Below are 11,739 nucleotides of genomic sequence, written 5' to 3' on the forward strand. Positions count from 1 at the left end.
AGGCAACCCGCCACCGGCAACCGAAACACCCCCATGAAAAAAATAGGCATCTTATTCGGACAAGAAAACTCATTTCCACAGGCATTTGTGGACAGGATAAACCAAAAGGCCGAAAAAAACATATCGGCAGAGTTTGTACGCATTGATAAAGTAATGCAGGCCGAGCCATTAGATTACGCGGTAATTGTCGACCGGATTTCGCAGGATGTGCCCTTTTATCGCGCAGCACTTAAAAACGCTGCCATATGTGGTACGGCGGTAATCAACAACCCCTTTTGGTGGAGCGCCGATGAAAAGTTTTTCAATAACGCCCTGGCTGTTAAAATTGGCGTACCCGTACCTAAAACCGTTATCCTGCCATCAAAAGACCTACCCGATGATACTACCGACAGATCGTTCCGTAACCTGGCCTACCCGTTGGATTGGGAGGGGATTTTCAATTATGTTGGTTTCCCGGCCTACATGAAGCCTTTTGACGGTGGCGGGTGGAAAGAGGTTTATAAGCTGGATGATAAAGAAGATTTCTTTGACAAATACAACCAAACCAAACAGTATGTAATGATGCTGCAGGAAGAGGTTGTTTTCGACGATTATTTCCGTTGTTATTGCATTGGCGGCAAGCATGTGCGTATTATGCAGTACGAGCCCCGCAATCCGCATCACCTGCGCTACGAACATGGCAAGGCCCCGGCATCAAAAAAACTACTGGAAACAGTAAAAAACTATGTTATAAAACTCAATCAGTTTTTAGGCTACGACTTTAATACGGTAGAGTTTGCCATTCGTGATGGTATCCCCTACGCTATTGATTTTTGCAATCCCGCGCCCGATGCCGAAGTAACCAGCGTAGGCCAGGAAAATTTTGAATGGGTAGTTGAAACTGCCGCCGACTACGCGATTGAGCGCGCCAAAAAGCAAAAGCCTAACGTTGATAACCTCACCTGGGGCGAATATGTAAAAACATCAGCCGCAAAATTACCGCTGATCAGCGCCAAAGCAAAACCTGCTAAAGAAGATGTTTCGGTTGGTAAAGTTGCCCATACTATTGAGGCTGAGGGTAAAGTGAAGAAAGAGAAAGTGGTGAAAGCGGCGGCACCCAAAAAGGCAAAGAAATAAAGATGATAGATCCGACTGTAATTGATAACAAACTTCAGGACGACATAAAAAATTTTGGTCTTCAGGTGTTATATATAATGGAAGACGAACAGGGGCCTGGCTTTAGCTATTCTATTGGGTTATATGAAAGTTACGGCCATCCTGAAATAATTATGGTAGGGCTTAAACAGGATCTGATGCATACCCTCATAAATAATATGGCTTATGATATTAAAGACGGCAAGGTATTTATCCCATTCAAATATGAAGCTGACATTCTTGATGATTTTGAATGTTATTTTGTTGAAGTAGAGAAATCAAATTATGATGCCTATGTTGGTCAGGCGCAGAAATATTATAAGAGAGATGGGTTTCCTTTATTACAATGTATCTATCCAACAGTTAAAGGCATTTATCCCTGGGAAGATGAGTGGCCTGAAAGCATTAAAGATTTACAGCCCATATTAGGGCCATTAAAATAAAAATTGTCATTTCGAACGAGGTACGAGGAGAAATCTTGTAGCCATTGCATGTCGGAAATACATAGCCTGCACGCAAAACCGCATAAGATTTCTCCTCGTACCTCGTTCGAAATGACAACACAATTAGTGTATATAACCCCTAACCAATTATGAACGAGTTTACCTTAGGTGTTGAAGAAGAATTTATGGTGATTGACCCTGTTACCAGGGAATTAAAATCACATGAGCAAAAAATTGTGGATAGCGCTCAAAAGATCCACGAGGATCAGGTAAAGGCCGAAATGCACCAGGCTGTTGTAGAGGTAGGCACCCACATTTGCAAAAACACGCAGGAGGCCCGTAAGGAGGTAAGCAAACTACGCACTACCGTAGCCCAGTTAGCCGGCGATATTGGCCTGCGCATCGGTGCAGCGGGAACGCACCCGTTTTCACTCTGGCAGCACCAGCTTATTACAGATCATCCGCGGTATTTTGAAATTGTTGATGAAATGCAGGAGGCCGCCCGATCCAACCTTATTTTTGGGTTGCATGTACATGTGGGCATCCAATCTCGGGATATGGCCATTCATATAGCCAACCAGGTGCGATATTTTTTGCCGCATGTTTACGCTTTATCCACAAATTCGCCATTTTGGGAGGGGCGTAATACGGGCTTTAAATCATTCCGCACTAAGGTGTTTGACAAATTCCCGCGCACCGGCATCCCCGATTACTTTAGCAGTATTGAAGAGTACGACAGCTACATTAAGCTGCTGGTAAAAACCAACTGTATTGATAACGCCAAGAAGATCTGGTGGGATATCCGGGTTCACCCCTTTTTTGAAACCATCGAATTCCGCATTTGTGATTGCCCTATGCTGGTTGATGAAACTATTGCCTTTACCGCGCTTTTCCAGGCGCTTTGTGCAAAGCTGTACAAGCTAAGGCAGCAAAACATGAAATTCATCACCTACTCACGTGCGCTTATCAACGAAAACAAATGGCGCGCTGCCCGCTATGGTATCGACGGTAAAATGATTGACTTTGGCAAGGAAATGGAAGTGAACACCCGCTCGCTGATTTTGGAGCTGCTTGACTTTGTAGACGATGTAGTAGATGAACTTGGCTCGCGCGATGATCTTCAATACGTACACAAAATACTGGAGCATGGCACCGGCGCCGATAGGCAACTCGCCATTTACCAGCAAAACAGTAGCTTTGTAGATGTGGTGGATTACATAACTTCGCAAACTTTAAAGGGATTGTAGGCCACCCAGTCAAATTTAAAAAGTGTCATTTCGATAGAGCAAGGTGGATTGTGCGCCGGGGCGAAAGAGAAATCTTATACGCCCGCAATGCACGATAGTAGATTTAGCACATGAAGTATAAGATTTCTCCTCACGGCAACCGCACATCTCCCAACGAGTTCGTCGAAATGACATTAAATTAAAAAATTGACAAAAGTATTTTAGTATATGACAAATAAACCGGAAATAAAAGTAGCAATACTTGATCTGTACGATGGGATAGCAAACGAGGGGATGCGCGGTTTCCAGGATATTTTAAACAGGTACAAAGCACAGCACGATTTAAATTTAAGCTATAAAATATTCGATGTACGCCGGGGCGGCGAAATGCCCGGCCTCAATTTCGACATTTATATATCAAGCGGCGGACCGGGCAGTCCGCTGGCTGAAGGTACCGAGTGGGAGAAAAAATATTTCAGGCTGACAGACAAACTGGAAGATCATAACCTATCCAACAATACCGATAAAAAGCACGCTTTTTTTGTGTGTCATTCCTTTCAGCTGATGTGCCTTAAATATGACCTGGGCGATATCAATACCCGTCGTTCGCCTTCATTTGGGGTATTACCGGTAAACCAAACCTCGGCAGGTGCCAATGAACCCATTTTAAAGGGACTGGCTGATCCGTTTTACGCAGTAGATTCGCGCAGCTGGCAGGTGATCAACCCAAATGAAAACCTCTTTAAAGAACTGGGGATGCAGCTGGTAGCCATTGAAAAAGAGCGCCCGCACATTGACCTGCCTCGCGCTATGATGGCTGTCCGTTTTAACCCGTACTTTTTCAGCACGCAGTTCCATCCCGAGGCAGATGCCGATGGGATGCGATCGATGCTTTTGCGCGAAGAAAAAAAGGATGAAGTAATAAACGAACACGGCGAAGTTAAATATGCAGAAATGCTGCAACGCCTTGCAGACCCAGACAAAATAACCCACACACAACAAACCATGATCCCCAATTTTTTAGACCGGGCCGTGATGGATTTGCAGGGGTTAGTTTAGGGTAATAGAAAGAAGGTTGTCATTGAGAGCGAAGCGTGGCAATCTCGTCATACTATTCCACCGTGCTGGGTGTATAACTTGTCCTGTGAGATTGCTTCGTTCCTCGCAATGACAAGTTTCTATAAATAGACAAGCTAGCATATCACCGAAAACAACAAAGCCGCAACCAAACTGGCCGCGGCTTTGTATTCAAATTGTATATTATTGTTAATTGCCTTTGGCATCTTTATTATCGGTATTGAATAATTTAGATTTATCAACCTTTTCAATTACCATACCATCGGAAAGTGTTTTTGAAATTGCCGAATATGGTGCCGATACCACTTCTTCGCCACCTTTAAGGCCGCTCAAGATCTGGATGTAGGTATCGTTTTGGATGCCTGTTGTTACCTGTACCTGTTTTAGCTTGTTGCCGTTAAGTACAAATACATATTCTTTCACCGGCGCGGTTATCTGTGGTTTAGTTTTATCGTCGTCCTTTTTAGGTGGACCATTGCTTTCTTTCTTTTCTTCGCGGGTAGTTACCGATTGAATGGGTACCGACAAGGCCTTGGCCTGATTAGTATTGATATCAACAGTAGCGGTTAATCCCGGGCGGAATGGCGAAGGGTTATCGGCTGTCTTTTTCAGCAATGCGGCGTATGATGCAGCGTTGATACGTACCTTAACCGTAAAGTTAGTAACCTGATCGGCAGTGGTACCAACCACATTGGCCGAGCTTCCTATTTCAGAAACCACACCGGTAAATTTCTTACCTAAAAAAGCGTCAATCTCAATATTTGATGAATCGCCCAAAGCAATGCGGTTAATGTCGTTTTCGTTCACATCAACGTTTACGTCCATTTTGCTCAGGTCGCTAATGGTCATGATCTCGGTACCGGCAAATTGCTGGGTTCCTAAAACACGCTCGCCCAATTCAATTGAAAGTTTAGATACCACACCATCAACCGGAGAATAAATAGTTGTTTTGGCAAGGTTATCCTGCGCTTCTTTAACAGAAGCCTGTGATTGCGCCAAACCATATTGCGATCCTATTACGTTTTGCTTGGCTGCTTCATAGCTGGCCTTTGCGCCTTCATAAGCTGCTTTTGCATTTTCAAACTCAGATATGGTAAGTACTTTATTTTTATAAAGCTCCTGGCTACGTTTAAAAATACCGGTCTGGTTAGTAAAAGTGGCTTCGGCTTGTTTCAGCATCTGGCCAGAGTTGCCTACGCTTGCTTTTTGAGTGTTGTACGATGCAATAGCGCGGTCATAACCAGATTTTAAGATGTCGGGTCTTATTTTACACAACAGCTGGCCTTTTTTAACCACGTCGCCTTCTTTAATTGGCAACTCAACAACCTCGCCCGATACTTCGGGGCTTATTTTAACCTCAATGTGGGGTTTAATTTTTCCGCTGGCCGATACCGTTTCGTTAATTACCCGCACGTCGGCTTTTTCAACAGCTACCTGCGTTAGGGCTGGTTTGCCAATTATGCCTGTCGCTTTGCCAATAATAAGCAATACAACTATTACGCCCAGGGCGATTAAAATATATTTAGTAGTTTTTCCCATGACTTTGTAATTTCTGAATTCGGGTTTTCGACTTCGGATTTATTTTTGTTTTAAGTTTAGTTTCTTTCAAATCTTCCGGTATCTCCGGAATTTCGACCTTTATAATGTTATAGGGTTACCCAGATAATAATCAATCACTTTGGCCCTGAATATCACCATGTATTGTGCCGATATCATATCAAACTGCGATTTATTAAGATTGGTTAACGATGTATTGTAATCAAGCGAGTTTACAAGGCCAACGGTATAACGCTGCTGTATAATGTTAAACGCGTCCTTATTGGCATTGTACGTTTGCGTTGCCGATTGATAGGATTTTTGTGCCGCCTGCACATCCCATACAGCCTGGTAAATAATCTTGCTTAAGTTATTTTTAGCCAATTGCGTGGTAACGGCGGCATTTTCAGCCTGTATTTTTGCTTTGCGAACAGATGTACGTGCTGTAAACCTGTTGAATATCGGTATCTGCAAGCTTAACCCAACCGCCTGGTTAAAGTTATCGCTCAGTTGTCTAAAGAAAGGATATTTGGAAAAGCTTTCAGTATATATTGGAGAAACAACGTTTTGATTTGTTCCGTCTACCTTACCTATAACTTGTGTTTGGCCGGTATTTACACTCCCGCCAAACAAGGTGCGTGCATCTGAATAGTTTGAACCTGCCTGACCAAATAATACTATGGTTGGGTAATAATTACCACGCGCTACTTTTATAGCCTGCTCATATGATTTTTGCTGAACTTCAGCCAGTAAAACATCAGGGTTTACAGCCAATGCTGTTTTTAGAACATCCTCAGGATTAAACAACGTTTTAACGTCGGATATTTTGCTGATGTCGGGCCTTTCGATAGCAATATCAGTACTTGGCGGCATTTCCATATACTGTTTTAAGGTTAATATGGATAGCTCCAACTGGTTTTCGGCAGTGGTGTAGTTAAGCTCGGCAGTGGAAACCGATGCTTTAGCCTGCGACAGATCAGCAAGGGTTTGGTTACCCACATCAAAGTTTTTTTGCGCCCTGTCTAAAGTTATTTTTGAAACATCTATTTGCTGTTGTGATGCTTTTACCAAGTCCTGATTGGTTAATACCGACAGATAGGTGGTAACAACATTCAATATTAAATCATTCTTGGCTTTAGCTGTGGCCGATTTATTGGCATCAAGCAAAATCCTGTTCTGGATAATCTGGTTACGTAATTGCCCGCCCTGGAACAAAGTTATCTGGGTAGATACGTTACCATTTAACGCAAAAATGCGCTGGTTGATGAACTGATTGGTTGAAGGGTCAATATTACGACCGAAATTAAATGACGCCTGCGGACCAGCTGTAAGGTTTGGCAACAGGTTATATTTTGATTGCTTATAATCCTCATTGGCTAAGGCCTCGCTAAATTGCGATTGCTTAATGGTTAGGTTACGGTCAAGCGCAAGGTCTACAGCCTTTTGCAGTCCTATTACCTCCTGGGCATGGGCCTTAAAACCCATTGCCGAAAATATAATGGCGCAGGCAAGCGTTGTTTTAACCGGTAGTGATAATTTTAGTTTCATAAAGTTTTTGTATGCGTTGGTAAGCAACTGATGATTACATTGCAATGCTGATTTTTGTTAACTGTAATATCAAACATCTTACTTTTATTTTGAATATGTACCTGGTTAAAACACCCCGGCTGCTTAAAAAGCTTTATCCCGAGCTAATTTGGAACATAAACCAACCTAACCGTTGCATTTATCTCACTTTTGACGATGGACCCATACCAATTGTTACACCATTTGTGTTAAATATTTTAAAACAATACAATGCCAAAGCCACTTTTTTTTGCATCGGCGACAATGTAAGCAAGCACCCCGATGTTTTTAAACAGGTAATTGATGACGGCCACACCATAGGCAACCACACCTACAATCATTTAAAAGGCTGGAAAACCGATAACAAAACCTACCTCGAGAATTTTTTACTGGCCGATAAGCAGTTGAATACCCCGCTGTTTCGCCCCCCTTACGGCCGCATCAAAAAGCAGCAGATAAAAGACCTTAAAACTGCCCGTCCCGATCTGAAGATCATTATGTGGGATGTGCTCAGCGGCGATTTCGATATCAACCTGAAACCCGAAGCCTGCCTCAAAAATGTACTGAAACATACTCAACCCGGCTCCATCATTGTTTTCCATGATAGCCTTAAAGCATTTGACCGGTTGGAGTATGTTTTACCAAGAGCAATGGAGGTATGGAGTAAGGAGGGGTATGAGTTTGGGGTGATGAGTTGATGGAGTTACCTTCGGCCCGCGCTATACGCTCATACTGCACAAGGCCTTATTCACGGGCTGGTATCCGCTCCTATCGCTAACGCTTTGTCTGAACCAGGATTAAGCAGATTTACAGATTAAAGTATTTGTTGGATTGATTTTAAAATCTTTTTAATCTATAAATTTCCATTACTCAATAAAATCCCGGCAATCCCTTAATCTGTTTTAATCCCGGTTCAGACAATCAACCCAATGCTAACTGCAAACCGTCAACCGCCAACTCCCATTCTCCCTATTTAGAATATCTCCAAATAACATTTACACAATTGGCTGACAGCATTTAGGTGTAATTTTTGTAAATTCGCCGCACTACATCCGGATAACGGGTTTAGTGTCAATTCTTTTACTTTCACCTAAAAATCAAATACAAATGGCTTTTGATTTAGATATGATCAAAAAAGTTTACGACCGCTACAGCACCCGTGTGGATGCTGCCCGCAAAGCGACTGGTAAACACCTTACTTTAACCGAAAAAATATTATACGCCCACCTTTCCGAAGGCGATGCTAAAGCAGCATTTGGCCGTGGTGTGGATTATGTTGATTTTGCACCAGACCGCGTGGCCATGCAGGATGCTACCGCGCAAATGGCGCTGTTACAGTTCATGCAAGCTGGCCGTCCGCAGGTTGCGGTACCATCTACCGTACATTGCGATCACCTTATACAAGCCAAAGTTGGCGCTGTTGCAGATTTAAGTACTGCGGTTGACGTTAACCGTGAGGTTTACGACTTTCTTGCTTCGGTATCTGATAAATATGGTATTGGTTTCTGGAAAGCAGGTGCAGGTATCATTCACCAGGTTGTGCTTGAAAACTACGCCTTCCCGGGCGGTATGATGATCGGTACCGATTCGCATACGCCTAACGCAGGTGGTTTAGGTATGGTTGCTATTGGTGTTGGCGGCGCCGATGCCTGCGATGTTATGGCCGGCTTACCATGGGAGCTTAAATTCCCTAAACTTATTGGTGTTAAATTAACCGGAAAATTATCTGGTTGGACATCTGCTAAAGACGTTATACTTAAAGTTGCCGGTATCCTTACTGTAAAAGGTGGTACAGGTGCTATTGTTGAATATTTTGGCGAAGGTGCCCGTTCACTTTCTGCAACCGGAAAAGGTACCATCTGTAACATGGGTGCCGAAATTGGCGCTACTACATCTATCTTCGGGTATGATGAAAAAATTGCTGCTTACCTTACAGGTACAAAACGCGGTGATATTGCCGAACTTGCCAACGCCATTGCCGAACACTTGACCGGTGATGACGAGGTTTACGCCAACCCTGAGCAATATTTCGATCAGGTTATCGAGATCAACTTATCTGAACTTGAGCCGCATGTAAATGGTCCCTTCACTCCGGATCTGGCATGGCCTATCTCTAAATTTGCTACCGCGGTTAGAGAAAATAACTGGCCTGCTAAATTAGAGGTTGGTTTGATTGGTTCTTGTACCAACTCCTCATACGAAGATATTACCCGTTCTGCTTCTATAGCTAAACAGGCTATCGATAAAAAGCTGATCAGCAAAGCCGAGTTTACCATCACCCCAGGATCTGAACTGGTACGTTACACGGTTGACCGTGATGGCTACCTTGATACATTCGCTCAAATGGGCGGTGTGGTATTGGCAAATGCTTGCGGTCCGTGTATTGGTCAGTGGGCACGTCATACCGACGATCCTACCCGCAAAAACTCTATCATCACATCGTTTAACCGTAACTTCGCTAAACGTCAGGATGGTAACCCTAATACCCACGCATTCGTAGCTTCGCCAGAAATTGTAACAGCTTTTGCTATTGCAGGTGATCTTACCTTTAACCCGCTTACTGATACCCTTACCAACGAAAACGGTGAGCAGGTGAAGTTTGATGAACCACAAGGTATTGAAATGCCGGTTAAAGGCTATGCTGTTGAAGATGCCGGCTACCAGGCCCCTGCCGAAGATGGCAGCAAGGTGGAAGTTTTGGTTGATCCAAAATCATCACGCCTGCAATTGCTGGCACCGTTTGCCGCATGGGAAGGTACCGACATTAAAGGTCTGAAACTTTTGATAAAAGCTAAAGGCAAATGTACTACCGACCATATTTCTATGGCTGGTCCGTGGTTAAAGTTCCGTGGTCATTTGGATAACATATCAAACAATATGCTTATCGGTGCTATCAACTACTTTAACAATACTGCCGATAGCGTTAAAAATGAACTAACCGGCGAATATGGCCCTGTACCGGCTACCCAGCGCGATTACAAAGCGCATGGCATTGGATCAATAGTTGTTGGCGACGAAAACTATGGCGAAGGTTCATCACGCGAGCACGCGGCAATGGAACCCCGCCACTTAGGTGTACGTGCCATACTGGTAAAATCATTTGCCCGTATCCACGAAACCAACCTTAAAAAACAAGGCATGCTTGGTATCACCTTTGCCGATACCAACGACTATGATAAAATACAAGAGGACGATGTTATCGACATTACCGGCTTAACAACGTTTGCCCCAGGCCAGCAGTTAACCGTTGTGTTAAACCACAAAGATGGTTCTGTTGATTCGTTCCCGGTTAACCATACTTACAACGCTCAGCAAATTGAGTGGTTTAAAGCAGGCGGCGCGCTGAACATCATCCGCAAGCAAATGGTATCTTAATTAGCTAAAAACCGAAAGGTTAAAACTGAAAGCCTTCCCAATTTTGGGGAGGCTTTTTTGTTGGTTGTTTTTGAACGATATTTATTCCAAAACTACGGTCTGATATTTCACATTGACCTTCAAATTATTTGCTTACAGCCATCTGGTGACATAACTTAGCTATCAAATTCTCGCTTTGTTTATGAAAAAATTTATAACTACTTTTTGTGTTTGTTTGATAACGACACTGACCTTTGCGCAAACCAACAAAACGACCCCGATAATAACTACTGCTTTTACTGATTCTTTAACACTTCAAATAAAACGCATTGCACCATCTGATCTTAGTATAACCAAACTGGTTTACACCAGTACCATATCTGCCGATGGCATATTAACCAAACCGCTTATCATGCGTCAGTTTGGTGGTGGTACCATTGCCGAAAATAACTTTGTGGTTACATTAAGATCCTTGATCAAGGCTGCGCCCGCCTGGAAACCGGCTTTAGATGCTGACACAGGTAAAGCCGTGGAAGATAAGGTATCATTTACCGTTGAGTTCGATAATAAAGAAATTAAAATTGAGCAAAACAAATAGGCTGCGTTTGGGACACTTAAATCTATTACTTGCGCTCGTTTGTAACGAGTGCTTAATATGTCTTAGCGTTTGCAACGCTTCTACTTGCGCCTATTTAAACAAGTTTTATACAACACCAAAACCAGTATCAATTAATATTATATCTATTAATCCTTTTTCGCCTGCATAAGTTGCTGCAGAGCTGTATAAGTAATGTTCGGGAGATGCAACTATCCCAGCTCTTACAGGATTATTATGGATATAGTCTAATTTTTGCGAAAGGATTTGGATAGTGTCGCAGGCTATTCCATGATATCCATCCTGCCAAACCTTGTAATCCTGTATCCGGCTGTTATATGTTGCATGATATTGAAAACGGAAAATCATCCACTCTTTACGGCTCTCATCTTCGTCGGTTATTAACTTTATAAGTTGCTTATTGGTATGCTTTTTAAAATCGCGAATAATATCGGTCAGTTTATTTGGATGCCGGGCCGATACGAGTAAATGTAAGTGATTGCTCATTAAACAATAGGCATAAATTTCAAGTCCTTTTTGTTGTTGACAATAAGCAAGCGAATCAATTATTAATTGCTTATAAACAGGTCTTGTAAAAACATCTATCCAGTCTACAATAGTGAAGGTAACAAAGTAGATTTCTTCAAGATTCCGAACGCGGTATTGATCCGACATGACGATTTAAGGTTTTGGCTAAAATACTTATTTGAGGTTAAATAAAAAGCGATGCAATCGCTAAAACATGTTAAGCACTCGTTAAAAACGAGCGCAAGGGAAGATTAAATAAGAGGCGATACAATCGCTAAAA

The 11,739-nt window shown here is 42.8% G+C and carries 10 protein-coding genes; 7 read left to right on the plus strand and 3 right to left on the minus strand.

Translation table 11 applies throughout. The features are described 5' to 3' along the window. Positions 1 to 33: 33 nt before the first annotated feature. The 4 genes from BLS59_RS25995 to BLS59_RS26010 all read left to right on the plus strand — a co-directional run bounded on the left by BLS59_RS25995 (position 34) and on the right by BLS59_RS26010 (position 3,862). Entirely contained in the window at positions 34 to 1,116 is a 1,083-nt protein-coding gene (locus tag BLS59_RS25995; RefSeq protein WP_091154819.1) for an ATP-grasp domain-containing protein, read from the plus strand. A 2-nt stretch (positions 1,117 to 1,118) separates the two neighbouring features. Then, entirely contained in the window at positions 1,119 to 1,577 is a 459-nt protein-coding gene (locus tag BLS59_RS26000; RefSeq protein ID WP_091154822.1) for a DUF4262 domain-containing protein, read from the plus strand. A gap of 149 nt (positions 1,578 to 1,726) precedes the next feature. After that, positions 1,727 to 2,824 (plus strand): carboxylate-amine ligase, encoded by a 1,098-nt coding sequence (locus BLS59_RS26005; RefSeq protein ID WP_091154825.1) that lies wholly within the window; start codon positions 1,727 to 1,729, stop codon positions 2,822 to 2,824. A gap of 207 nt (positions 2,825 to 3,031) precedes the next feature. Then, a complete protein-coding gene (locus BLS59_RS26010; RefSeq protein ID WP_091154828.1) occupies positions 3,032 to 3,862 on the plus strand; it encodes a type 1 glutamine amidotransferase in 831 nt (276 codons plus the stop codon). Positions 3,863 to 4,069: 207 nt separating this feature from the next. Here the strand turns inward: BLS59_RS26010 and BLS59_RS26015 are convergent, their stop codons facing one another. Both BLS59_RS26015 and BLS59_RS26020 read right to left on the minus strand, forming a co-directional pair. Beyond that, on the minus strand, positions 4,070 to 5,419 hold the full coding sequence (locus tag BLS59_RS26015; protein ID WP_091154831.1) for an efflux RND transporter periplasmic adaptor subunit: 1,350 nt from the start codon (positions 5,417 to 5,419) through the stop codon (positions 4,070 to 4,072). A 99-nt stretch (positions 5,420 to 5,518) separates the two neighbouring features. After that, on the minus strand, positions 5,519 to 6,964 hold the full coding sequence (locus BLS59_RS26020) for a TolC family protein (RefSeq protein WP_091154902.1): 1,446 nt from the start codon (positions 6,962 to 6,964) through the stop codon (positions 5,519 to 5,521). A gap of 95 nt (positions 6,965 to 7,059) precedes the next feature. Between BLS59_RS26020 and BLS59_RS26025 the strand changes: the two genes are divergently transcribed. The 3 genes from BLS59_RS26025 (at position 7,060) to BLS59_RS26035 (ending at position 10,934) form a co-directional block, all read left to right on the plus strand. Further along, complete coding sequence (locus tag BLS59_RS26025) at positions 7,060 to 7,680, plus strand: polysaccharide deacetylase family protein (protein ID WP_091154906.1); 621 nt, start codon at positions 7,060 to 7,062, stop codon at positions 7,678 to 7,680. A gap of 409 nt (positions 7,681 to 8,089) precedes the next feature. Then, positions 8,090 to 10,357 (plus strand): aconitate hydratase, encoded by a 2,268-nt coding sequence (locus BLS59_RS26030; protein ID WP_091154834.1) that lies wholly within the window; start codon positions 8,090 to 8,092, stop codon positions 10,355 to 10,357. Positions 10,358 to 10,538: 181 nt separating this feature from the next. Further along, a complete protein-coding gene (locus tag BLS59_RS26035; protein WP_091154838.1) occupies positions 10,539 to 10,934 on the plus strand; it encodes a hypothetical protein in 396 nt (131 codons plus the stop codon). Positions 10,935 to 11,039: 105 nt separating this feature from the next. On the opposite strand, the gene BLS59_RS26040 is transcribed toward BLS59_RS26035, so the two are convergent. Next, entirely contained in the window at positions 11,040 to 11,606 is a 567-nt protein-coding gene (locus BLS59_RS26040) for an REP-associated tyrosine transposase (RefSeq protein WP_091154841.1), read from the minus strand. Between the last annotated feature and the right edge of the window lie 133 nt (positions 11,607 to 11,739).

Origin of the sequence: Mucilaginibacter pineti (assembly GCF_900101875.1) — a bacterium.
Taxonomy (GTDB): Bacteria; Bacteroidota; Bacteroidia; order Sphingobacteriales; family Sphingobacteriaceae; genus Mucilaginibacter; species Mucilaginibacter pineti.

Bases quoted from the DNA above. Each gene is read 5' to 3' on its own strand.
- BLS59_RS25995 (WP_091154819.1), top strand. From the start codon at position 34: ATGAAAAAAATAGGCATCTTATTCGGACAAGAAAACTCATTTCCACAG.
- BLS59_RS26000 (WP_091154822.1), top strand. From the start codon at position 1,119: ATGATAGATCCGACTGTAATTGATAACAAACTTCAGGACGACATAAAA.
- BLS59_RS26005 (WP_091154825.1), top strand. From the start codon at position 1,727: ATGAACGAGTTTACCTTAGGTGTTGAAGAAGAATTTATGGTGATTGAC.
- BLS59_RS26010 (WP_091154828.1), top strand. From the start codon at position 3,032: ATGACAAATAAACCGGAAATAAAAGTAGCAATACTTGATCTGTACGAT.
- BLS59_RS26015 (WP_091154831.1), bottom strand. From the start codon at position 5,419: ATGGGAAAAACTACTAAATATATTTTAATCGCCCTGGGCGTAATAGTT.
- BLS59_RS26020 (WP_091154902.1), bottom strand. From the start codon at position 6,964: ATGAAACTAAAATTATCACTACCGGTTAAAACAACGCTTGCCTGCGCC.
- BLS59_RS26025 (WP_091154906.1), top strand. From the start codon at position 7,060: ATGTACCTGGTTAAAACACCCCGGCTGCTTAAAAAGCTTTATCCCGAG.
- BLS59_RS26030 (WP_091154834.1), top strand. From the start codon at position 8,090: ATGGCTTTTGATTTAGATATGATCAAAAAAGTTTACGACCGCTACAGC.
- BLS59_RS26035 (WP_091154838.1), top strand. From the start codon at position 10,539: ATGAAAAAATTTATAACTACTTTTTGTGTTTGTTTGATAACGACACTG.
- BLS59_RS26040 (WP_091154841.1), bottom strand. From the start codon at position 11,606: ATGTCGGATCAATACCGCGTTCGGAATCTTGAAGAAATCTACTTTGTT.